Annotated in this window: 19 protein-coding genes, 1 tRNA gene and 1 pseudogene; 9 read left to right on the top strand and 12 right to left on the bottom strand. The window is 69.7% G+C overall.

Translation table 11 applies throughout. The features are described from left to right. Positions 1-22: 22 nt before the first annotated feature. Both QRX60_RS47640 and QRX60_RS47635 read right to left on the bottom strand, forming a co-directional pair. Positions 23-1,069 (bottom strand): zinc-binding dehydrogenase, encoded by a 1,047-nt coding sequence (locus tag QRX60_RS47640; RefSeq protein WP_285998060.1) that lies wholly within the window; start codon positions 1,067-1,069, stop codon positions 23-25. 132 nt (positions 1,070-1,201) lie between these two features. After that, positions 1,202-1,894: a TetR/AcrR family transcriptional regulator gene (locus tag QRX60_RS47635; RefSeq protein WP_285998059.1), complete on the bottom strand. Its 693-nt coding sequence runs from the start codon at positions 1,892-1,894 to the stop codon at positions 1,202-1,204. Positions 1,895-2,002: 108 nt separating this feature from the next. Here QRX60_RS47635 and QRX60_RS47630 point away from each other — a divergent pair, with 108 nt between their 5' ends. Both QRX60_RS47630 and QRX60_RS47625 read left to right on the top strand, forming a co-directional pair. Beyond that, positions 2,003-3,502 (top strand): long-chain-fatty-acid--CoA ligase, encoded by a 1,500-nt coding sequence (locus tag QRX60_RS47630; protein ID WP_285998058.1) that lies wholly within the window; start codon positions 2,003-2,005, stop codon positions 3,500-3,502. A gap of 138 nt (positions 3,503-3,640) precedes the next feature. Continuing rightward, a complete protein-coding gene (locus QRX60_RS47625; RefSeq protein WP_285998057.1) occupies positions 3,641-4,465 on the top strand; it encodes an SDR family NAD(P)-dependent oxidoreductase in 825 nt (274 codons plus the stop codon). Positions 4,466-4,685: 220 nt separating this feature from the next. Here the strand turns inward: QRX60_RS47625 and QRX60_RS47620 are convergent, their stop codons facing one another. Beyond that, positions 4,686-5,360 carry a response regulator transcription factor gene (locus QRX60_RS47620; RefSeq protein WP_285998056.1) on the bottom strand — a complete coding sequence of 225 codons (675 nt, stop codon included), beginning with the start codon at positions 5,358-5,360 and terminating at the stop codon, positions 4,686-4,688. Beyond that, positions 5,357-6,550, bottom strand: a complete 1,194-nt coding sequence (locus QRX60_RS47615) for a sensor histidine kinase (protein ID WP_285998055.1) — start codon at positions 6,548-6,550, stop codon at positions 5,357-5,359. The genes QRX60_RS47620 and QRX60_RS47615 overlap by 4 nt, the downstream gene beginning before the upstream one ends. 246 nt (positions 6,551-6,796) lie before the next feature. On the opposite strand from QRX60_RS47615, the gene QRX60_RS47610 reads away from it, so the two are divergent. After that, the gene (locus tag QRX60_RS47610; RefSeq protein WP_285998054.1) at positions 6,797-7,339 is read left to right on the top strand and encodes a hypothetical protein; all 543 of its coding nucleotides are present in this window, start codon (positions 6,797-6,799) and stop codon (positions 7,337-7,339) included. Between the two features lie 225 nt (positions 7,340-7,564). Here the strand turns inward: QRX60_RS47610 and QRX60_RS47605 are convergent. Then, a tRNA-Leu gene (locus QRX60_RS47605) sits at positions 7,565-7,638 on the bottom strand. 172 nt (positions 7,639-7,810) lie between these two features. Here QRX60_RS47605 and QRX60_RS47600 point away from each other — a divergent pair. Continuing rightward, positions 7,811-8,425, top strand: a complete 615-nt coding sequence (locus QRX60_RS47600) for an ANTAR domain-containing response regulator (protein WP_285998053.1) — start codon at positions 7,811-7,813, stop codon at positions 8,423-8,425. A gap of 33 nt (positions 8,426-8,458) precedes the next feature. Then, a complete protein-coding gene (locus tag QRX60_RS47595) occupies positions 8,459-8,986 on the top strand; it encodes a DUF4352 domain-containing protein (RefSeq protein ID WP_285998052.1) in 528 nt (175 codons plus the stop codon). 48 nt (positions 8,987-9,034) lie between these two features. On the opposite strand, the pseudogene QRX60_RS47590 reads toward QRX60_RS47595, so the two are convergent. The 5 genes and pseudogenes from QRX60_RS47590 to QRX60_RS47570 form a co-directional block, all read right to left on the bottom strand. Continuing rightward, positions 9,035-9,747, bottom strand: a pseudogene (locus tag QRX60_RS47590) (ABC transporter ATP-binding protein). Then, entirely contained in the window at positions 9,737-10,510 is a 774-nt protein-coding gene (locus QRX60_RS47585) for an ABC transporter ATP-binding protein (RefSeq protein ID WP_285998051.1), read from the bottom strand. Before QRX60_RS47585 ends, QRX60_RS47590 begins: the two are co-directional and overlap by 11 nt. Next, the gene (locus QRX60_RS47580; protein ID WP_332845810.1) at positions 10,507-11,634 is read right to left on the bottom strand and encodes a branched-chain amino acid ABC transporter permease; all 1,128 of its coding nucleotides are present in this window, start codon (positions 11,632-11,634) and stop codon (positions 10,507-10,509) included. Before QRX60_RS47580 ends, QRX60_RS47585 begins: the two co-directional genes overlap by 4 nt. Beyond that, positions 11,631-12,593 carry a branched-chain amino acid ABC transporter permease gene (locus QRX60_RS47575; protein ID WP_285998049.1) on the bottom strand — a complete coding sequence of 321 codons (963 nt, stop codon included), beginning with the start codon at positions 12,591-12,593 and terminating at the stop codon, positions 11,631-11,633. The genes QRX60_RS47580 and QRX60_RS47575 overlap by 4 nt, the downstream gene beginning before the upstream one ends. 110 nt (positions 12,594-12,703) lie before the next feature. Then, positions 12,704-13,858 carry a branched-chain amino acid ABC transporter substrate-binding protein gene (locus QRX60_RS47570; protein ID WP_285998048.1) on the bottom strand — a complete coding sequence of 385 codons (1,155 nt, stop codon included), beginning with the start codon at positions 13,856-13,858 and terminating at the stop codon, positions 12,704-12,706. A 561-nt stretch (positions 13,859-14,419) separates the two neighbouring features. Between QRX60_RS47570 and QRX60_RS47565 the strand changes: the two genes are divergently transcribed. Beyond that, on the top strand, positions 14,420-15,202 hold the full coding sequence (locus QRX60_RS47565) for an alpha/beta hydrolase family protein (RefSeq protein ID WP_285998047.1): 783 nt from the start codon (positions 14,420-14,422) through the stop codon (positions 15,200-15,202). Here the strand turns inward: QRX60_RS47565 and QRX60_RS47560 are convergent. Together QRX60_RS47560 and QRX60_RS47555 are read right to left on the bottom strand one after the other, a co-directional pair. Further along, on the bottom strand, positions 15,168-16,139 hold the full coding sequence (locus QRX60_RS47560) for a LysR family transcriptional regulator (protein ID WP_285998046.1): 972 nt from the start codon (positions 16,137-16,139) through the stop codon (positions 15,168-15,170). The genes QRX60_RS47565 and QRX60_RS47560 overlap by 35 nt on opposite strands. 4 nt (positions 16,140-16,143) lie before the next feature. Further along, complete coding sequence (locus QRX60_RS47555) at positions 16,144-16,584, bottom strand: PaaI family thioesterase (RefSeq protein ID WP_285998045.1); 441 nt, start codon at positions 16,582-16,584, stop codon at positions 16,144-16,146. 62 nt (positions 16,585-16,646) lie between these two features. Between QRX60_RS47555 and polA the strand changes: the two genes are divergently transcribed. The 3 genes from polA (at position 16,647) to QRX60_RS47540 (ending at position 21,849) form a co-directional block, all read left to right on the top strand. Then, positions 16,647-19,388 (top strand): DNA polymerase I, encoded by a 2,742-nt coding sequence (gene polA / locus QRX60_RS47550; RefSeq protein ID WP_285998044.1) that lies wholly within the window; start codon positions 16,647-16,649, stop codon positions 19,386-19,388. Positions 19,389-19,490: 102 nt separating this feature from the next. Then, positions 19,491-20,024, top strand: a complete 534-nt coding sequence (locus QRX60_RS47545) for an EF-hand domain-containing protein (RefSeq protein ID WP_285998043.1) — start codon at positions 19,491-19,493, stop codon at positions 20,022-20,024. Between the two features lie 214 nt (positions 20,025-20,238). Beyond that, on the top strand, positions 20,239-21,849 hold the full coding sequence (locus QRX60_RS47540) for a trypsin-like peptidase domain-containing protein (RefSeq protein WP_285998042.1): 1,611 nt from the start codon (positions 20,239-20,241) through the stop codon (positions 21,847-21,849). Positions 21,850-21,950: the final 101 nt, after the last annotated feature.

Below are 21,950 nucleotides of genomic sequence, written 5' to 3'. Positions count from 1 at the left end.
GACTGGTGCCGGTGGGATGCGGTCAGGGGACCAGGACCAGGCGAACGGGGTCCCCGCTCTTGTGGGCGAGGCGGTGCACCGCATCCTCGGCGTCGGCGAGCTTGATGTGCCCGCTGATGGAGTCGGAGAAGCCCAGGCGGCGGGTCGCGGTCATCGCGACGAGCTCTTCCACGTGCTGCGGAGCCGAGCCGTAGTGGCCGAGCAGCCGGTTCTTCCGCGCGCAGAACGTCGTGCTGTCGCTGATCGAGAGCGGTTCGGGGGTGAGCCCGACCAGCACCAGGGCGCCTGCTGGGGCCAGCGCGGCGACGGCTTGGTCGCGGGCTGCGGCCACGCCCGCGAAGTCGAAGGCGTAGTCGACGCCGCGGCCGGCGGTGGCGTCGCGCACCTGGGTGACGAGGTCCTCCGCGCCGGGGTCCAGCGCGACGTCGGCGCCGAACGCGAGTGCTCTCCGCCGTGCCGCGGGCAGGGGGTCGATCGCGATGATCGGTGCCGCGCCGACGAGCTTGAGCACCTGGATCGCGTGTGCGCCCAGTCCGCCCGCACCCCATACGGCCGCCGACTGAGCCGGCCGTACCTGCGCGGTCGCCGTGATGGCGGCATAGGGCGTCGAGACGGCGTCGGGGATGATCGCGGCCTGGTCGAAGGGTAGGTGCTCGGGAATGGGAACCAGGGTGTCGACCCGGGCCAGGGCGTACTCCGCCCAGCCGCCGTCGTAGTGCACGCCCCGCGTCAGACTGCGCGGGCAGGTTTGCCGCCGGATGCAATCGTCGCACCGGCCGCACGACTGGCCGGCCTGCAGGGTCACCCGCTGTCCGATGTGGACACCCGGGGGGACGGCCTCGCCGAGCGCCTCCACCCGGCCGGCGACCTCGTGGCCGAGGGTGACGGCGGACGCCGTGCCCCGTGGGTTCAACGTGCCGTCGATGAGGTGCAGGTCCGACAGGCACACCCCTGCGGCGGCGACGGCGATCCGTACCTCGTCCGGCTCCGGCGTGGGCACCGGTACTTCTTCGACCTGGAATCGCCGGGTTTTCCGGTCCAGGCGGCCGGCCAGCATCGTCTCGGTCATGGCTCTCCAAGTTGGGCGCGGCCCACGGGAAAAGGGCGCACGAAAGGCGAGGAAGGTGCCCCGGCGGGAAAACCGCGGCAGTGGATTGCGAGCGGGCAGGGCAAAGCCCGCTCGGTGGGCTCGGGACGGGCGTCAGCCCTGGCGGGGTCGTTTCGCCGGCTTGCGCTTCGCCGGTGCGGCGACCTTCTTCTCCCGGCCGGACACCTCGATTCCGCTGAACAGCCAGCGCAGTGCCGCGCCGAACAGCTCCTCCGGTACCTGGTCCGGGTCGATCCGCCGCTGCCGGACGAGCCCCTCGAACAACGCGGCCACGATGGTCGCCACCGCTTTCGGGGTGGCCTCGGCCGGGGCCGGCATGGTCTCCAGCGACTTCCCGACCAGCTGCTCCAACGCCGCCCTCGGGGTCCGCATCCGCGTGGCCATCTGGTCGAGCACCTGCGGGTTCCGGACCGCATACAGCCAGAACTCGGCCTGCAGCAGTGAGAAGTCGGTGTCCTTGTCGGCGGCGTCGACCAGCAGCCGGCTCACCTCGTTGACGGCTTGCACCGGATCCGCGTCCTGATCGAGCAGCACCTCGGACGCTTCGGCGATGCGGTCGGCGTTGTACGTGGTCGACAACTCGAGGAACAGCTCCTCCTTGTTGCCGAAGTTCGAGTACAGCGCGCCGATCGAGAACCCGGCCGCCTCGGCGATCTCTTCGACGGACGAGCCCGCGTACCCCTTCCTGGCGAAGGTCTGTGCGGCGGCTTCGAGCAGCAGCTTCCGGGTCCGCGCCTTCGCCTCCGCCCGGGTGAGTCTCTGTCGTCGCGGTTCTTCCGTGGTCATGTCCAGGAGACTACTCGGATAGTGGACACTATGGCAATTGGAGATTGCATCTACTGTTGCGATAGTAACCACTATCGGTACTGGGTGTGCTGAGACAGGAGATAGTTCATGCTGAATCTGTCGGTAGTGCTGGATTCGGCCGCCCGGCTGCATCCGGACCGGGCCGCCGTGGTCTGCGGCGAGCAGGTGTACAGCTACGCGGAGCTGAATCGCCGGGCCCGGCAGGTCGCGGAGCTGGTCCGGGCGCGGGGGGTGCGTCCTGGTGACCGGGTGGTGCTGATCTGCCCGAACCTCCCGGAGTTCCCTGTGGTGTATTACGGATTGCTCAAGGCCGGGGTCGTGGTGGTTCCGCTCAATCCGTTGCTGAAGGAGCGTGAACTGGAGTTCGTCTTCGGCGACAGCGGTGCGGTGATGGTGTTCGCCTGGGAGGGCACCGAGCACTTGCCGGTGCTGGAGAACGCGCGGCGGGCGGCGGTGGCCGCGGGTGTGCGAGAGGTGGTCGCGCTGAGTGGGCTGGCGGAGCTGCTGGCGCCGCGTCCAGGGGAAGCGGACAGCGAACCGACGGGGGCGGAGGATCCGGCGGTGATCATCTACACCAGCGGAACCACCGGAACCCCGAAGGGTGCCGCGCTGTCGCACGTGAGCCTGTTGCTCAACGCGCGGATGAAGGATCTGCTGATCCCGCGGCACGAGCACGATGTGGCGCTGGTGGCGTTGCCGCTGTACCACATCTTCGGGCAAACCTCGGTGCTGAACGGCAACGTCCACACCGGAGGGACGCTCGTGCTGCTTCCGCGGTTCGAGCCGGGCACTGCGCTGGACCTGCTGGTGGAGCACCGGGTCACGTTGTTCGCGGGGGTGCCCTCGATGTTCCAGGCGTTCCTGCAGGCCGACCCGAAGGGGGTGCGGCTGCGCAAGGCGGCCGAGACGATCCGGTTGATCACCTCCGGCGGCGCCCCGTTGCCGGTGGCGGTGTTCGAGCGGGTGAAGGAACTGAGCGGACTGCAGATCCAGCAGGGATACGGTTTGTCGGAAACGAGTCCGACGGTCACATTCTGTCCGTGGGACGAGCCGTTGCGCCCGGCGTCGGTGGGCAAGCCGGTGTGGGGCGTCGACATCCAGGTCGTGGATCGTGCGGGCACGCGGGTGCCGGCGGGGACGGTGGGCGAGATCGTCGTCCGTGGCCACTGCGTGATGCTGGGCTACTTCAACCGTCCGGAAGCGACGGCGGAGGCGATCCGGGACGGCTGGTTCCACACCGGGGACCTGGGCCGCTTCGACGAGGACGGGTGGCTCTACGTCGTGGACCGGGTCAAGGACCTGATCCTGCGCGGTGGCTACAACGTGTACCCGGCGGAGGTGGAACAGGTGCTGCTGCACCACCCGGCGGTGGCGATGACCGCGGTGGTCGGTCAGCCGCACGAGCGGCTCGGTCAAGAGGTCGTCGCCTACGTGGTTCCCCGGATCGGGCACCGGATCGACGTCGGCGAACTTTCGGCGTTCGCGCGGGAACGCCTCGCGGAGTACAAGTACCCGCGCCACATCATCGTGCAGAGCGAGCTGCCCCTGACCGCCACGGGCAAGGTTCACAAGCGCGCCCTGTCCTGATCGACCGCCTCACCGGATCGGAGATGGCACTGACGGTTTGCCGGAGTGTGACGTCCAGCGGGTCCGGGTGCGTGAGGCCGCTCGGTGAGACCCAGGACGAACACCAGGAGGTGTGTCATCAGCAAGCCGATTGCCGTGGTGACCGGCGCAACCCGGGGCGCTGGAAAAGAAATCGCGACGGCGTTGGGCGAGGCCGGCGCGACCGTGTACGTGACCGGACGAAGCACGTCGGGTAAGGATTCGCCCTACGGTGGTTCGATTTTCGGAACAGCGCAACTGGTCAGTGAGGCCGGGGGCAGTGGGGTCGCCGTGGCGGTCGACCACGAAGACGACGAGGCGGTGCGTGAGCTCTTCGCCCGTGTCCACGCCGAGCACGTCCGGCTCGACGTCTTGGTCGACAACGCCGCGAAGCTCGTCGGCATCACCGGCCCTGGCGGCTTTTGGGAGAAGCCGCTCGAGGCGGCCGACTTGATCTCGGTCGGGCTCCGATCGCACTACGTTGCCGCGTACTACGCGGCGCCGCTGCTGATCGCCAACAAGCGCGGACTCATCGTGAACACGGGGCACTACGGTGCGGTCTCGTACCACCAGGGCCCCGCTTATGGGGCGCAGAAGGCCGGTGCGGACAAGATGGCAGCCGACATGGCGAAGGAGTTGCGACCACACGGCGTGGCTGCTGTGTCGATCTGGATGGGCGGCCTCGACACCGAACGGGCCAGCGCCTATCTCGAGTCCTTGCCCGCGGACAAGCGACCGAAGACCAAACGGGAGTCGGCCCGGTTCACCGGACGCGTCATCGCGGCGTTGTACCGGCAAGAGAACCTGATGTCCTTCTCCGGCCGGGCACTCATCGGAGCCGAGCTCGGTGCACATCTCGGCGTCACCGACATCGATGGCAGCGCGCCGGCTTCGCTCCGGTACGAGATGGGTGGTCCGCCGGAACTCCACCACACCCTCCACTGAATGATCGCTCGACCGTCCAGTCCGTCCGACCGGGTACATCGTTGCGGGACGACCGACGGGGCGGGGACGCGCAGGCAACCCTTCCGGGTTGCTGCCCGGCTCACTCGGATCTGCACGTGTTTGTTGACTCTCTTCAGAGAAGGCCGCCCACAGCGTGCCCGCTCCGAGTGCTCCGGTTCGGATCTCCGGGTGGCGCGCGCGGCGGACCACCGTCCGTGAGCTACGCCAGGTGATGCTCCCGCGCGTAGCGGATCGCGGCGGCGCGGTCGCCCGACCTGGTCTTGGCGAAGATCCGGTTGATGTGGCTCTTGATCGTGTGGCTGCTGAGCACGAGTTCGCGGGCGATGTCCGGGTTGGTTTTGCCGCGGGCGATCATCGCGAGGATTTCCCCTTCGCGGGCGGTGAGCCCGTCGGGCAGGGTTCGGAGCGGTTCGGGGATGGGGACGTCGGCCGGACCGCCATGGTCGGCCGCGTTGAGCAGGGTCAGCTGCACGTCCGGATCGAGCACGGCCAGGCCCGCGGCCGCGCTGCGCAGTGCGTGGGCGATTTCTTCGCGGCTGGCGTCCTTGGTGAGATAGCCGCGGGCCCCGGCCCGCAGGGCGGCGAGGACGGAAGCGTCGTCACGGTAGGTGGTGAGGATGACGATGGCGACCCCGGGATGGTGCTGGACGAGCCGCCGGGTGGTGTCCACGCCGTCGAGTTCGGGCATGTGCAGGTCGAGCAGGACGGCGTCGGGCTGGTGCGCGGTGACCTGGTCCAGGGCTTCGCGACCGTTGGCGGCCGAGTCGACCACCTCGAAGTCGGGGAGCAGCCCCAGGAGAAGGACGAGCCCTTCGCGGACGCTGGCCTGATCGTCGGCGATGATGATGCGCAGCGGGTGCGGCTGGGCGCTCATTGCGGGACCCGGGCGTTGACGATCCACGTGCCCGCGTGCGGTCCGACCGTCAGGCTCCCGCGGACGAGCATGAGGCGTTCGCGCATGCCGGCCAGCCCGTATCCTGCGTTGACGCTGTCCATATCGCCGACCCCGTCACACATTGTGTTCGAAACTGTCATCGTCGTGTCGCCGTCACCGTAGTCGAGGTGAATGGCGATCGGCTGTCGTGGAGCATACTTGGCCGCGTTGACCAGTGCTTCCTGTGCGGTGCGTACGAACGCGAGGCCGGCGTCCGCGGTGAGCGACCGTTCGCTGCCGTCGACACGCACGGTAACCGGGGTGTGGTGGCGGCGTTCGTGGCACGCACCGAGATCGGCCAGCCCGTCGGGCAGAGGTGGCGTGTCGGTGCGGAGTGCGTGCACGGCGCGCCGGGTCTCGGCGAGGCCGTCCTTGGTCAGCCGTTGTGCCTGATCCAGCAGGTCCACGGCGCGGTCGATGTCGCGTTGGTCGGTGAGCACCGCGCCGGCGGCCCGCAGCTGCACGCCCAGGGCACCGAGCGAGTGGGCCAGGACGTCGTGTATCTCCCGGGCGATGCGGCTGCGCTCTTCCAGCGTGGCCACGCGTGCGCGTTCGTCGCGGAGTTGTTCGGCCTTGGCCAGCAGTACGGCGGATTGCTCGGCCTGGACCCGGTAGGACCGGCGGTTGTAGCCGATCAGCAGGCCGGGTAACAGGATCGCCGGGTATCCGATGGTGATCCAGCCGCTGGTCTGCGTGACGAGGCTGGTGATCTCGACCGCCAGCACCCCCAGTCCGGTGATGGTCCAGCCGGCCGTCAGGCTGGTGTCGCTGCCGGCCGAGATGGTGGCGATGAAGCCGAGGAAGACCAGCGCCCCGCCGGTGGGCGACACGGCGGCAACGCCACAGACGACGGTGACCGCGGCCAGGGCGTACGGCAGCAGCCGGCCGAACTGTGCTCGCTCGGTGGCGGGGTTCTCGATGACGGCCCACAGGACCATCATCGAACCGGCGACGACGAAGGCGATAATCACCGCCACCGAAACGGTGTGCGCGGTGAACACGGACACCCCGACACCGACCAGAGCCGCAGCTCGGACGGCCCAGGTGACCCACCGCATCATCTGCTCAGTATCCCCGGTCGCGGCCGTGCCGCGACCGGAGCTTCGGACGGTGGCCGAGTGGATGTCCACGCCTGGTCCCTTTCCGGCGAATTGCGCGTGCTCGTGTACCACGCACCGTCCACGTTAGAAACTTTCGGGTGGGGGAACGTCGAACCGAAAGAGGGAACGTTGGTCCGAGCGGTATGAACTTCGGCCGCCGCCCTCATGCCGGGGCCATACCGGAGCCGGAGACGAACCGTACCGGAGTCCGATGTCCGGTTCGCGTCCGCGCGTCAGTCTGGAAAGGACAACAATTCCGACCGGTTGGAGTGCGCGATGTCCCCTCTCGTCCAAGCCGAGATCGTCAACGCGGCCGTGCTGGCCGCGGTCCTGCAGGCCGACCTCGGCCGTAGCCGCAAGCTCACGGCGAGTCGGCTCGTGCGGCCGATCCTGCTCGCCGCCCTGATCGTCCCTCTGTTCATGCAGAGCGTCACCACGCAGGGCAACGGGCTCACCCTGGAAATCGCCGGTGTCGCGGCCGGTGTCGTCGGCGGACTGATCGCCCTGGCCCTGATCCGGGTCAACCACAACCCGGACACCGGCAAGAACGCCACCGCGGCGGGGTGGGGCTACGCGGCGCTGTGGGTGGTGGTCATCGGGGCCCGGGCGGCGTTCTCCTACGGTGCGATGCACTGGTTCCCCATCCGGCTCGGCCGCTGGCTGATCGACAACGCCATCCCGGCGGCCGCCATCACGGATGCCCTGATCTTCATGGCCGTGGCGATGCTGCTCACCCGCACCATCGGATTGGCCATCCGGTCCCGTGCACTCGCCGCCGCGCAGCGCGAGGCCGTCGACGCCGAGGTGTCCCGCATCTGACTGCCGGTGCGTTGCCCGCGCCGACTGCACGACCACGACCGAAAGGCAGACGGTGAACGACGTCCTCAGGCACGGCCGGTCAACCTCGCCAACCACCTGATTGGGGCCCTGGTGCCGGCCTGGATCAGTAGCAGGCAGGCGCACCACAAAGAACTCGGCCAGAAACCACCCTGGCGATTGTCCTGCTGTTCGTCGGGCTGCAGGCCGCTAGCCCGCGAAACCGGGTGCCCCCGGTGAGATTCGAACTCACACTGGACGGGTTTTGAATCCGTTGCCTCTGCCAGTTGGGCTACGGGGGCGTGACGCAGCGACTCTACGGGATCACCGGACCCCGGCCGTTACCGGGGCGGAGTGTCGCGCCCGCCACTACGTGGTGAACGCCATCTCTTCTTCTGGATCGTTCCCGGTAGGCTTCAGGTTCGCGGGAAGCCGCGAAACCGACCGTCCCGCCGAGTCTTCAGGAGGACCCCGGTGACCGATCAGGCTACCGAGGCCAACGGTGTCGCCACCGTGCCGCAGCGTCGGGTGCTCGTCGCGGAAGACGAGGCGCTCATCCGGCTGGACCTCGTCGAAATGCTGCGTGAAGAGGGCTATGAAGTGGTCGGGGAGGCCGGGGATGGCGAGCAGGCCATCGCGCTGGCCACCGATCTCAAGCCCGACCTCGTGATCCTCGACGTCAAGATGCCCAAGCTCGACGGGATCGAGGCCGCGGCCAAGATCACCGGTGACCGGATCGCGCCCGTCGTCATCCTCACCGCCTTCAGCCAGCGCGACCTCGTCGAACGCGCGCGGGATGCCGGCACCATGGCCTACCTCGTCAAGCCGTTCGCCAAGCGGGACCTCGTGCCCGCCATCGAGCTCGCCGTCAGCCGGTTCTCCGAGCTGCAGGCCCTCGAGGCCGAGGTCGCCGGGCTCACCGACCGGCTCGAGACGCGCAAGGTCATCGATCGCGCCAAGGGCCTGCTCATGAGCCGCCAGGGGCTCACCGAGCCCGACGCCTTCCGCTGGATCCAGCGCACCGCCATGGACCGCCGGACCACGATGAAGGCCGTCGCCGAGGCCGTCGTCGAAAGCATCGGGAGCTAGCCGGACCGACGGCCGGCGGGCAGAATCACGAGCGTGAAACTCCGCCTGCTGGCCGTCGTCGTCCTGGCACTGGCGGCCGGTTGTGCGGCGAACGAGCCCAGCACGCCCGCGCCGACGACCTACGAGCTGCCGCCGCGCCAGGTCCGGCCCGACGAGACCGCCCTCAAGCTGCCGCCGGCGAAGAACGGCGACACCGAGTTCACCCTGATCGGCCTGGCCGCCGGGCTGCCCAGCATCACCGGGAGCCACACCGAGTTCCCCGCCAAGGGCCAGTTCGTCCGGCTGCGGCTCGTCATCACCAACACCGGGACCTCGAGCGTGCTGTTCGACACGAAACGGCAGCTGCTGGTCGACGACCAGGGCGCCGCCCGCCCGCCGGAAGAGCAGGCCATGCTGATCAAGCGCCAGCCGGGCCAGTTCGACCTCGGGCACGGCGTGCGCGTCGAGTTCGACCTGTACTGGGACATCCCCAAGGACCGGAAGCCGGTGACGCTGCGGGCCTTCGGCGGTCCCACCATCACCGACATGAAGAACCTCAACGGCACCGACATCAAGCTGTGAAGAAGGGGCCCGGCGAAACACGCCGGGCCCCTTCTCCGTGAAAAACGATCAGACGCCGAGGTCGCCACCGAGGTAGGCGGCCCGCACCTTCGGGTCGTTCAGCAGCTCGGACCCGCGGGCGCTCTGGACCACGCGGCCCGTTTCGAGCACGTACGCCCGGTCCGACAGCTTCAGCGCCTGCTGGGCGTTCTGCTCCACCAGCAGCACCGTCGTGCCGCGCTTGTTGATCTCCCGGATGATGTCGAAGATCTGCGCGATCAGCATGGGCGCCAGGCCCATCGACGGCTCGTCGAGCAGCAGCACCTTCGGCTTCGTCATCAGCGCCCGGCCGATGGCGATCATCTGCTGCTCGCCACCGGACATGGTGCCGCCGAACTGGGACTTCCGCTCCGCGAGCCGGGGAACAGCTCGTAGACCTCCTCGAGGTCGGCCTTGAGGTCGTCCTTGCGGGTGTAGGCACCCATCAGGAGGTTCTCCTGCACCGTCATGCCGGGGAACACGCCCCGGCCCTCCGGCGACTGGCCGATCCCGAGCAGCACGCGCTTGTGCCCCGGGGTCTTCGAGATGTCCTGGCCGTTGAACAGGATCCGGCCGCTGGTCAGCGGCCGCAGCCCGGAGATCGTCTTGAGCGTCGTGGTCTTGCCGGCGCCGTTGGCCCCGATTAGGGAGACGATCTCACCCTCGCCGACCTGGATGCTCATGCCCTTGAGGGCGGCGATCTTGCCGTAGTGGACGTTGATGTCCTCGACCTCAAGAAGCATCTTCGGACACCCCCAGGTACGCCTCGATCACCTTCTGGTTGTTCTGCACTTCCTGCGGCAGCCCTTCTGCGATCTTCTGCCCGAAGTCGAGCACCGCGAGCCGGTCGCTGATGTGCATGACCAGGCCCATGTCGTGCTCGATCAGCAGCACGGTGCGGCCGTCGTCCCGGATCTTGCGGATCAGCGCCTGCAGGGCGTTCTTCTCCGCCGGGTTCATGCCCGCGGCCGGCTCGTCGAGCAGCAGCAGCTTCGGGTCGGTCGCGAGCGCCCGCGCGATCTCCAGCCGGCGCTGGTCGCCGTAGGAGAGGTTCTTCGCGACGTTGTGCTCGACCCGGCCGATGCCGACGAAGTCGAGCAGCTCCCGCGCTCGTTCCCGGCCCTGCTTCTCCTCCTTGCGGTGGCCCGGCAGGCCGAGCACCGCGCTGATCGCACCGGTCTTGTGGTGCGCGTCCGCGCCCACCATGACGTTCTCCAGCGCCGTCATGTTGTGGAACAGCCGGATGTTCTGGAAGGTCCGGGCGATGCCGCGCTTGGTGACGCGGAACCGCTTCATGCCGTCGACCCGGTCGCCGCCGAACCGGACCTCGCCCTCGGTCGGCCGGTAGACGCCGGTGACCACGTTGAACACCGTGGTCTTGCCGGCGCCGTTCGGCCCGATGAGCGCGAAGATCTCGCCTTCGTTGATGCTGAGGTTGACCTCGCGCAACGCCGTGACGCCGCCGAAGCGCATGGTCACGTTGTCGAACTCGAGCAAGGGGCTCACTTGGTCACCTCCGCCGAAGCCTCGGAGTCCGGGCCGGCGACTTCCGCGCCCATCGCGCCCATGCCGCCGGTTCCTTCCCTTAGTTCGGCCTTGCGCTGGCGGGACGGCAGGATGCCCTCCGGCCGCAGGGCCATCATCAGCACCAGCACGAAGCCGAAGATGAGGATGCGGTACTCGGACAGGAACCGGAACCGCTCGGGCAGCCACGCGATGACGAACGCGCCGATGATGACACCGGGCAGGTTGCCGGAGCCGCCCAGCACGACCGCGGCCAGGATGGTCGCGGACAGGATGAACGGGAAGTTGTTCGGCTCGATGAACACGGCCTTGCTCGCGTAGATCGTGCCGGCGAACCCGCCGATCATGGCGCCGATGGCGAAGGCGAGCAGCTTGAACTTGAACGTCGGCACGCCCATCAGCTCGGCCGCGTCCTCGTCCTCGCGGATCGCCGCCCACGCCCGCCCGACGCGGCTCTTGTTCAGCCGCACCGAGAACACGATCACGAGCACGATCGCGAAGAGCATCAGGTAGTAGTACGGCGCGGGGTCGAGGAAGAACTCGACGCCGAAGATCGGTTCCGGGTGCGGGACGTTCGTGATACCGCGCGCGCCGCCGATCGAGTCGGTGTTGTTCGCGGTGATCCGGACGATCTCCCCGAACCCGAGGGTCACGATCGCGAGGTAGTCACCTCGCAGCCGGAGCGTCGGTGCGCCGAGGATGACCCCGGACACCGAGGCCAGGAAGATGCCCAGCAGCACGGTCGGCCAGAACGACCAGCCGTAGCTCGTGCCGATCGAGGCCCACGTGTAGGCGCCGATCGCGAAGAACGCCACGTAACCGAGGTCGAGCATGCCCGCGTGGCCGACGACGATGTTGAGGCCGACGGCCAGCAGGATGTACGTGCCGACCGGGAAGATCAGCACCGTCGTCCAGTCGGAGTCCGGGGACATGAACGATCCGACCCAGGGAGCGGGCAGGATCAGCGCGAGCACGATCAGCGCGAGGTAGACGCCGTAACGCTGCCAGTGGGGGGCGTCCGCCCACCAGTCCCGCATCCCGTCGATGGGGTGAAAACCGCCGCGCGCGGGGTTTCCGTTGCTCGGAGCCACTTCTTCACCCTTCATGCGCGTGCCCGTTGCAGCGATTCACCGAGAATGCCGGTGGGCCGGAACATCAGGACCAGCACCAGGACGACGAAGGCGGTGACGTCCTTCCAGGCGGAGCCGAGGAAGATGGAGCTCCAGTTCTCGACGAGGCCCAGCACGATCCCGCCGAGCAGGGCGCCACGCAGGTTGCCGATACCGCCGAGCACCGCGGCGGTGAACGCCTTGATGCCGAGCAGGAACCCGATGCGGTAGTCGGTGTTCTCGTATTCCATGACGAACAGGGCGGCGGCGACGCCCGCCATCGCGCCGCCGAGCAGGAACGTGATCCGCACGATGCGGTCGATGCTGACGCCCATCAGGACGGCGGCCTCGGGGTCCTGGGCCGTGGCGCGGATGCCGCGGCCGATCCGGGTCCGGCTGACCAGCTGGTCCAGGACCACCATCACGATGACCGCGCCGATGATCACGAAGACGTGGTCGGTGCGCACGACGCCGTTGCCGATGCGGAACAGCTCCTCGTGCGGGACGAACCGCGGGGCGGGCTGCTGGACTCGGCCCGGCTTGTCGAAGAGCCAGGGGATGATCTTCAGGCCGAAGGCCTCCTGCAGGAACAGCGACGCACCGATCGCCGAGATCAGGGCGGCGAGCCGGGTCGCGCCCTTCTTGCGCAGCGGCCGGTACGCGAGCTGCTCCAGCACGATCGCGGACCCGCCGGAGACCAGCGCGGAAGCGACGATCAGCAGGAGCAGGATGCCGATCATCGAGAAGATGGTGAACGGCGCCGTCGGCGCGATGGTGACGAGGATGAACAGGGACGTCATCGTCCCGATCATGAAGATCTCGGAGTGCGCGAAGTTGATGAGCCTCAGCACGCCGTAGACCATCGTGTAGCCGAGGGCGATGAGGGCGTAGATGGAGCCGGCTACCAGGCCGCCGATGGTGCTGCCCAGAAACTGGCTCTGCAGATCTTGGAACATGACGTAGTTGCCTTACCTGACGGGGCGAGGATGGTCGCCACATTGGCGGGGAGCGGGGGTGCTGTGTCCGAGCACAGCGCCCCCGCTCCCGTTAGGTGTGTCTAGCTCCGTCAGCCGGTGATCTTGGCTTCGGTCGAGGCGCCGAGGTTCTTGATGACCCCGCCGACGACCTGGTAGACGTAGATCGCGTTGGTCTGCGGCTCGCCGTTGTCCTTGAACTTGATCTGCTTCGACGCGCCCTTGAAGTCTTCCGTCTTCAGGAAGTCGTTGATCTTCTCACCGGTGGTGTTGCCCGCCTTGACCGCGTTGATGATGGCGGTCGCCGCGTCGTAGCCCTCGGTGGCGTAGATCGCCGGGTCGACGTTGAACTTGGCCTTGTACTTCGTGGCGAACTCGTTGCTGGCGCCGGCGTCCGGGATGTTGCACGGGCAGCCGACGACGGCACCCTCGGCGGCCGCGGCACCCGCGCCCGAGACCAGCTGCGGGTCGAGCGAGCCGTCACCGGTGGCGAAGATGGCCTTCACGCCGCCGTCGCGGAGCTGCTTGAGCAGCCGGCCGCCCTGGGCGTAGTAACCACCGAAGGTGATGACGTCCGGGTTGGCGGCCTTGACCTTCTGCACGGTCGAGGAGTAGTCCGACGCGTCCTTGGCGAACTTGTCGCGCTCGGTCGTGATGCCCTTCTCCTTGAAGGTCTTCTCGAACGCGTCCGCGAGGCCGACGCTGTACTCCTGGTCGTCCGAGATGACGTAGGCGTTCTTCGGCGACTTCGCCGTGATGAGGAAGTTCGCGATCGCGGGGCCCTGGTCGTTGTCGTTCGCGACGACGCGGTGCCAGTACTTCCAGCCGTTCGCGGCCAGGCCCGGGTTCGTCGCCGACGGCGACACGCTCGGGACCTTGCCCTGCTCGAGGACGCCGCCGACGGCCTTCGACTCACCCGAGAACGCGGGGCCGATCAGGGCCGTGATCTTGTCCGTCCCGATCGCCGTCTGCACCAGCGAGGTGGCCTGCTCCGGCTTGCCCTGGCTGTCGTAGTTCTTCAGCTCGAGCTTCACCTTGGGGTTCGTGGCGTTGTACTCGTCGATGGCGAGCTTGGCGCCGTTGTTGGGCGGGATCACGATCCCGGAGTTCTCCCCGGTCAGGTCGCCCATGAACCCGATCTTCAGCGTGCTGCTGTCACCGCTGCCCGACGAGCTGCTGCCGCCGGCGCAGCCCGCCAGCGCAAGCGACGTCGCCGCCGCGAGGGCGAGAACCCGTCCAAAACGCACTCCTGACACCGACTACCTCCCATGACCAACCAGCCGCCGGTAGGCGTTGCCCCCGACACAGGGGCTAGGTTAGGGCAGGAAGATATCCCTCTCGCCCGTCATGTGCACAGGCGGCCTCACTACTCTGTGTCCACATCGTGACGATCGCAACCGACACGAATTGCACGAAAAGGCGAATGACGTTTCGCCGTGGGCCGCTGCTGGTCACGCAGCGATGCTAAGTATCGGCGCTCGTTTGGCGAATGGGTGACAGCTGTGTTTCCCCGGTATGTCATGGCCCATTTCGGCGGGCGGTGCGTGGCCGGTTTCCCGGCGATCCGCTGTTCACCCTGGCGGGGGCTCCGTGGGGCGGGCACCGCCGTAGGGATGCACCTTACGTCCGGTTCGGGCGCCCGAACGGACCACCCCCGCTCACCGGAGCCGGCAGGTCTGCCCGAACGGCCGCCTCTCCGGGCACCCGCGGCCACAACCACCGGTTGTCGTGGGAGCCGCAACGGCTGTTGGACCCGCCCCGCGGTCCGGCGGTTGGCTGGAGACAGCCGAGAGACAGGGAGAAGCGGGATGCGGATCGCCGAGCAGGAAACCGTCGAAGGGGTCGTGGCCGGGGTGCCGTTCGTGGCCCTGCCGCCGCCGGACCGGGCGGCCCCGGCCGCGCTGGTGGCGGGCTGGCACCTGATGGAGGTGCCCGCGAGCGAGCAGGCGTTCGCCGAAGCGGTGCCGATGACCGGCCTGCAGGCCTGGCGGGTGTACCTCGGCCTGCCGCTGACCGGGGCCAGGCTGCCCGAAGGCGGCCCGGCGGAGCTGTTCCGGCGGGCGAGCGAGGACGCGGTGCTCAATGTCTTCGAGCCGGTCACCGAGCAGGCGGTGGCGGAGTTCCCCGCGGCGCTGGCCGAGCTGCGGAGCCGGCTCCCGGGCGCGGCCGGTCCGCTCGGCGTCTTCGGTGGCTCGGCGGGCTCGCTGGTCGCGCTGGAGGTGCTCGCCCGCGGGGACGTCGCGGTCGAGGCCGCCGCGGTGGTCAGCCCCGTCGCCCGGCTGGCACCGGTGATCGGCCGCAACGAGCGGCTCTTCGACGTCACGTATCCGTGGAGCCCGCGCTCCCGGGCCGTCGCCGACCGCTACGACTTCGTGCGCCGGGCCGGGGAACTGGGTGCGCCGCTGCTGATCGTGACCGGCGAAGCCGACGACGCCGCCGTCCGCGAGCCGGCCGAGGCGCTGCGCGAGAAGCTGGGGACCGAGCTGGTGACGGTCGAGGGGATGGCGCACGAGTTCGCGCCGGGGACGCCGGCAGCGGCCCGCGTCGACGCGGCGTTCAGCGACTGGTTCGCGCGGCGGCTGCGAGCCTGAGGTCGTCCTCCGGCAACCAGGCGTGCGCCGGGTCGTAGGCGCACCAGTCCTCTTCGCGGCTGGTGCGCCCGGCCAGGGCGAGGAACCGCCGCAGCGCCGGATGCGCCTTCCCGCGCCGCCAGACCAGCGACCACGGGAACAGCGGGGACGGCTCGAACGGCAGCACCTTGAGGTTCAGGTCCGGCGCGAGCTCCATGTCGGCGCCCGCGAGGGTGACGTGCCGCTTGCCGTACCGCGTCTGCTCGAGGGTGTGCCGCAGGTCGTAGCTGACGCCGGAGTCGTCGATCGGCACGCCGAAGCGGCCGCACAGCTCCTGCAGGTAGGACAGCCATTCGGCGGCCCCGCCGGACCCGGGCAGCCAGATCCCGTCGGCGCGCAGGTCGGCGAGCGGCAGCACGTCCTGCTGGGCCAGCGGGTGCTCCGGGGCGAGCAGCGCGACCAGCGGTTCCAGCCGGATCGGGCGGTGCTCCAGCTCGTCGGGCAGCGGCCGGCCGAAGCCGGTGACCCGCCCGACGGCGGCGTCGAGCTCCCCGGACAGCAGCGGTTCGACGGCGTTCGCGAACCCGCTGCCGGCGACCCGGTCGATCCGCAGCGCCGGCTCCCGCGCGGCGAGCCGGCGCAGCAGGTACATCGGCGAGAGCCGGAAGTCGACGACGTCGAGGCGCAGCGGCCGGTCGTCGGCGCCCATCGCGGCGACCGCCGCGTCGGCCACCCGGACCAGCTCGCGGGCGTGCGGGAGGAAGCGCTCGCCGTCGGCGGTGAGCTCCACCGACCGGTTGGTGCGCAGGAACAACGGCGTCGCGAGCGTGTCCTCGAGCTTCCGGATCCGCTTCGACAGCGCCTGCTGGGTGAGGAACAGCGCCTGGGCGGCCCGCCCGAAGTGGCGTTCCTGGGCGGTCACGACGAACGCCCGGACCTGGGCGAGGTCGAGGTCCACCGGCTCAGGCGCCCGGCGGGCGGTCCCGGACGACGCAGGTGAGCCGGGCAGTGCAGGTGCGCCGGCCCTCGTCGTCGGTCAGCACGATCTCGGCGGTGATGGTGCCGCGGCCGACGTGCAGCGGCGTCGCGACGCCGGTGACGGTGCCCGAGCGGACGGCCCGGTGGTGCGTGCAGGACAGCTCCAGCCCCATCGCCGCGCGGTCCGGGCCCGCGTTCAGCGCCGCGACCGTCGAGCCCAGCGCTTCGGCGAGCACGGCGTTGGCGCCGCCGTGCAGCAGGCCGTACGGCTGGAGGTTGCCCTCGACCGGGATCGTGCCGATCACGCGTTCGGCGGTCGCTTCCAGGAGCTTCATGCCGACCTTGTCGTTCAGCTGCTGGTCCGCGGCGGCCGGGTCGATGCCCGACAACCGGTCCACTTCGATGGGGGCGGCACTTTCGGTCACGCAAAGCTCCTGTTCCTATGCGACACGTAAGAGTGTCGGACCCTCAGCCTAGACTCGGGCCCGTGAGCCCGAGTGAGAAGACGACCGTTGCCAACGCCACAGGAACGACCAGCGTCGCCGCGCGGCCGAAGCTGCTGCTGATCGACGGCCATTCGATGGCCTACCGCGCCTTTTTCGCGCTGCCCGCGGAGAACTTCAAGACCAAGACCGGGCAGGTCACGAACGCGGTCTTCGGGTTCACCTCGATGCTCATCAACCTGCTGCGCGACGAAGCGCCGACCCACCTCGCGGTGGCGTTCGACCTCTCGCGCAAGACGTTCCGCTCGGAGACCTTCGCGGACTACAAGGCGAACCGCAGCACGACGCCGGACGAGTTCCGCGGCCAGGTCGACCTGGTGCGGGAGGTCCTCGACGTCCTCGGCATCCCGTCGCTGACGAAGGAGAACTTCGAGGCCGACGACATCATCGCCACGCTCACGACGCAGGCGGCCGCCGAAGACTTCGACGTCCTCATCTGTACCGGCGACCGCGACGCGCTCCAGCTGGTCACCGACCGGGTCACCGTGCTGTACCCGAAACGCGGCGTCTCGGAGATGACCCGGTTCACGCCGGAGGCCGTCGAGGAGAAGTACGGGCTCACCCCGCGGCAGTACCCGGACTTCGCCGCGCTGCGCGGCGACCCCTCGGACAACCTGCCGAACATCCCCGGCGTCGGCGAGAAGACCGCCGCCAAGTGGATCAAGCAGTTCGGCTCGCTCGACGACCTGATCGACCGCGTCGACGAGGTCAAGGGCAAGGCCGGGGAGGCGCTGCGCGCGCACCTCAGCTCGGTCCAGCTCAACCGCCAGCTCACCGAGCTGATCCGCGACGTCGAGCTGGAGATCGGCCCGTCCGCGCTGGAGCTGCGCCCGTGGGACCGCGAGGCCGTGCACGCGCTGTTCGACGAGCTGGAGTTCCGCGTCCTGCGGGACAGGCTGTTCGCGACGCTGCAGAGTGCCGAGCCGGAGGCCGACGAAGGCTTCGAGGTGTCCGGTTCCGCGCTCGCGCCGGGCGCGCTCCCGGCGTGGCTCGCGGCGCACGCGGGCGAGGGCGAGCCGGTGGCGCTGGCCTTCCGTACCGTGGGCACGTCGGTGCGGTCCGACCTGCGCGCGGTCGCTTTCGCGTCGGCGGACGGCGAAGGCGCGTACGTCGACGTGACGGCGATGGACCAGGCCGACGACGCGGCGCTCGCCGCGTGGTTCGCCGACCCGAAGAGCCGCAAGACCGGTCACGACCTCAAGGTCCCGCTGCACGCGATCCGCTCCCGCGGCTGGGCGCTGGCCGGGCTCGCCATGGACACCGCGCTGGCCGCGTACCTCGTGCGGCCCGGGCAGCGCACCTTCGAGCTGGACGACCTCGCGCTGCGCTACCTGCACCGCGAGCTGCGCTCGGAGACCGACGGCGGCGACGGGCAGCTGTCGCTGCTCGACGGCGGCGCGGAAGGCCTGGAGCAGAAGGAGATCCAGGAGGAGCTGGTCAAGGCCCGCGCGATCTTCGAGCTGGCCGGCGCGCTCGACAAGGAACTCGAGCAGATCGGCGGCGCGCGGCTGCTCGCCGAGCTGGAGCTGCCCCTGCTGGAGGTCATCACCGAGCTGGAGATCGCCGGCGTCGCCGTCGACCTGGAGCAGCTGACCACGCTCGAAGCGCACTACCTCTCGCGCGTCACCCAGGCGGCGGAAGAGGCGTACGCGGTGATCGGCAAGCAGATCAACCTCGGCTCGCCGAAGCAGCTGCAGGTCGTGCTGTTCGACGAGCTCGGCATGCCGAAGACCAAGCGCACCAAGACCGGCTACACCACCGACGCCGAGGCGCTGCAGGGCCTGTTCGAGAAGACCGAGCACCCGTTCCTGCAGCACATGCTGGAGCACCGGGACGCGACGAAGCTGCGCACGACCGTCGAGGGCCTGATCAAGTCCGTCGCCGACGACGGGCGCATCCACACGACGCTGCTGCAGACGATCGCGGCCACCGGGCGGCTGTCCTCGACCGAGCCGAACCTGCAGAACATCCCGGTCCGCACCGAAGAGGGCCGCCGCATCCGCGACGCGTTCGTCGTCGGCGAGGGCTACACCGAGCTGATGACCGCGGACTACAGCCAGATCGAGATGCGGATCATGGCGCACCTCTCCCAGGACGAGGGCCTCATCGAGGCGTTCAACAGCGGCGAGGACCTGCACACCTTCGTGGCGTCACGGGCGTTCTCGCTGCCGCCGGAGGAGATCACGCCGGAGCTGCGCTACCGCGTCAAGGCGATGTCGTACGGCCTCGCGTACGGGCTGTCGGCGTACGGGCTTTCGCAGCAGCTGCGGATTTCCACCGAGGACGCCAAGTCCCAGATGGAGGCGTACTTCGACCGCTTCGGCGGCGTGCGCGACTACCTCCACTCCGTGGTCGGCATCGCGGCGAAGAACGGGTACACCGAGACGCTCTTCGGCCGCCGCCGCTACCTGCCCGACCTCAACAGCGACAACCGCCAGCGCCGCGAGATGGCCGAGCGGATGGCGCTGAACGCCCCGATCCAGGGCAGCGCGGCCGACATCATCAAGGTCGCGATGCTCAACGTCCACCGTGCGCTGGTCGAGGCGAAGCTGAAGAGCCGGATGCTGCTGCAGGTGCACGACGAACTGGTGCTCGAGGTCGCCGAAGGCGAGCGCGACGAGCTGGAGAAGCTCGTCCGCGACGGCATGGGGTCGGCCTACGAGCTGGCCGTGCCGCTGGAGGTCTCGGTCGGCTACGGCCGGTCCTGGAACGAAGCCGCGCACTGACCCCGGTTCACTCTGCGTCGCGACCCGGATCACCGGGTCGTGGCGCGGGTGTACTCGGGCGGACGTCGTCGGGTGCCGGTCATCGGGACCACGCTGTCGTCCATGGCCAGTGACTTCCAGCGGCGCAAGATCTCCGGCGTCTTCGGCGCCATGGACGCCGACGACGACGGCTACCTGACCGAGTCCGACTTCCGGGCGCTCACGGCGCGATGGCTCGACCTCCGCGGCACCGACGGCAGCACCCCCGAGGGGGAGAAGCTCGCCGCCATCATGATGGGCTGGTGGGCGACGCTGCGCGACGCGTCCGACCGCGACCGTGACGGCAAGGTCACCCTCGACGAGGTCCTCGCCGTCGTCGACGAGCTCCCGAAGATGCCGGGCGCGGTCACCGGCACCGCGGCGGCGATGTTCGAAGCGGTGGACGAAAACGGCGACGGCACGATCTCGGCGGCGGAGTACCGCCGGATGATCGAGGCGTGGAGCGGCGTCGGCACCCCGGCGGCCGAGGTGTTCGCCCTGCTGGACACCGACGGCGACGGCCGCCTGTCCCACGACGAGTTCACCGGCCACTGGTACGAGTTCTGGGCGGGCGACGACCCCGCGGCCCCGGGCAGCGCGGTTTTCGGCCGGGTCTGACGGTCAGGTGGTGCAGTGCCGGGTGATCTTTCGGGCAGACCGCCGGACGGGCCCCCGGTCCCGCTGAGCGGTCTCCCGAGGGGCCCGCACACTCATCCGCGCACGAAAACCGTTGGCATTGCGACGAACGGCGGACTCCGTTCGGGTGAGCCATTACCGCTGGGTAGGGAGGTCGGCGCCGGACGTACGGCGATCACGGCGTAGGGTCCGCCGAATGGGGTTCGAGCGTGAGCGACGACGCTGGCGGGTCCGGCTGCACGACGAACTCGGCCGGGTGTGCGGTGCGGGCACGGTGCTGGACGAATACCACGTCCTCACGAGCGCGCACGTCGTCGAGACCGCCGGGGGGCCACGCTCCGCGCTGAGCGTCGACTTCGTCGGGCTGGCCGAGGCGATGCCCGGCACGGCGGCCGTCGTCGAAGGCTGCTGGGTGCCCTCCGACGGTGGTGGTCGTGGCGATCTCGCCGTGCTGCGGCTCGACCGGCCCGAATCCCGCGTCTTCCGCGCGCCGCTGCACCGCATGCCGCTCGGCGAGCACCAGCTCGTCCGTGCCTTCGGCTTCCCGCCGGGTTCGGTCGGCCGCTGGACGCACGCGCGGCTCGGCGGCCCCGAACAGCCCGGCGGCCCGGGCGGCGAATGGGTCCGGCTGTTCCGCACCGCCGAAGCCGAACCGCTCGGCCCCGGCTTCGGCGGCACGGCGGTGCTCGACGAGGCGACCGGCCACGTCGTCGGCGTGGTCGTCGGCAAGGACTCCGGCACCTGGATGATCCCGGTCGAGACCATGCTCGGGCACCTGCCCCAGCTGAGCATCTGGACCTCGGGCAGCCCGGCGGTCGACGCCAGCTTTTCGCGGCCCGTCGGCGAAGCCGTCGACGTCTCCTTCGTGCAGCGCGTCGCCGACTGGTTCGCCAAGGCCGAGCCCGGCACCGTCTGGGTCGTCGACACCGGCGAGGCCGGTTCGCCCGTTGCCGCGGCCCTGCGGTTCGGGATCGTCCTCGCCGACCGCGAACGCTCCCTCGGCGTGCCCGGCCTGCCGCCCGCGCTCGGCGACATGCCGCCGACGGGCAGCGTCGACCTCGCCGTCGACGCCACCGGCCGCACGGCCGACGCCATCCGCCACCGCATCGAAGACCGGCTCACGACCGGGGTCGCGGGGCGCACGCTCGTCGTCGACGCGATCGACGACTCCGCCGAACCCGACCGGCTCGTCGGTGAGGTGCTGGCCCCGCTCGCCGGCCGCGCGGCCGAGCTCGGCATCCGCCTGCTGCTCGGGTTCCGCGAGGAGTCCTCGCCCGGCGTCGCGGCGGTGCGGGCGAGCACCCTCGGGACCCGCCCCGCGCCGGACGACCTCGCGGGCCGGCTCGACGTCCTGACCCAGGCCGTGGAGGAGCTCGCCGAGATCGAGGCGTACCAGCTGCGCGTGGCGACCCGGTTCACCGGCGTCGCGATGCTGCCGGCCCGGGCCCAGCGGCTGCGCGGCGCGCTGAAGCAGCTGCGGTCGGCCGAGGTCGACGGTGACGCGGAGTGGGTCGAGAAGCACATCGGCGGTCACGAGCACGCGGTCGCCCCGGCGGTCGAGGACGGCCGCCGCCAGCGCGCGGTGCTCGACGGGCTGGTCGCCCGCCGCGAGGAGCTGCGGGCGCGCCTGGCCGCCGACAACGAGCTCGCGGGCGAGCACGGCCTGGCGGGCGATCCGGAGCTGGAGCAGGCCTACGGGCCGGCGAAGAGACTGCTGATCGACGGCCCCTGCGAGCTGACGGCGGCGGCCACGGCGGTCGACACGTACGCGGCCGCGGTCCGGGCCCGCATCGAAGACCGGGTCTGACCCGGGTTCCCAACACCCCAATGTGGCCTTGGTTGCGTTCAACGCACCCAAGGCGGCCTTCGGTGCGTTGAACGCACCGAAGGCCACCTTGGGGCGCTCGG

Source organism: Amycolatopsis mongoliensis (assembly GCF_030285665.1).
Taxonomy (GTDB): domain Bacteria; phylum Actinomycetota; class Actinomycetes; order Mycobacteriales; family Pseudonocardiaceae; genus Amycolatopsis; species Amycolatopsis mongoliensis.
Note: the sequence above shows the minus strand (reverse complement) of the source record. Positions and strands in the feature narration are given on the sequence as shown.

What these genes read in the sequence shown, in the direction of transcription:
- QRX60_RS47640 (WP_285998060.1), bottom strand. Translation starts at nt 1,069, where the DNA reads ATGACCGAGACGATGCTGGCCGGCCGCCTGGACCGGAAAACCCGGCGA.
- QRX60_RS47635 (WP_285998059.1), bottom strand. Translation starts at nt 1,894, where the DNA reads ATGACCACGGAAGAACCGCGACGACAGAGACTCACCCGGGCGGAGGCG.
- QRX60_RS47630 (WP_285998058.1), top strand. Translation starts at nt 2,003, where the DNA reads ATGCTGAATCTGTCGGTAGTGCTGGATTCGGCCGCCCGGCTGCATCCG.
- QRX60_RS47620 (WP_285998056.1), bottom strand. Translation starts at nt 5,360, where the DNA reads ATGAGCGCCCAGCCGCACCCGCTGCGCATCATCATCGCCGACGATCAG.
- QRX60_RS47610 (WP_285998054.1), top strand. Translation starts at nt 6,797, where the DNA reads ATGTCCCCTCTCGTCCAAGCCGAGATCGTCAACGCGGCCGTGCTGGCC.
- QRX60_RS47580 (WP_332845810.1), bottom strand. Translation starts at nt 11,634, where the DNA reads ATGAAGGGTGAAGAAGTGGCTCCGAGCAACGGAAACCCCGCGCGCGGC.
- QRX60_RS47575 (WP_285998049.1), bottom strand. Translation starts at nt 12,593, where the DNA reads ATGTTCCAAGATCTGCAGAGCCAGTTTCTGGGCAGCACCATCGGCGGC.
- QRX60_RS47565 (WP_285998047.1), top strand. Translation starts at nt 14,420, where the DNA reads ATGCGGATCGCCGAGCAGGAAACCGTCGAAGGGGTCGTGGCCGGGGTG.
- QRX60_RS47545 (WP_285998043.1), top strand. Translation starts at nt 19,491, where the DNA reads ATGGCCAGTGACTTCCAGCGGCGCAAGATCTCCGGCGTCTTCGGCGCC.
- QRX60_RS47540 (WP_285998042.1), top strand. Translation starts at nt 20,239, where the DNA reads ATGGGGTTCGAGCGTGAGCGACGACGCTGGCGGGTCCGGCTGCACGAC.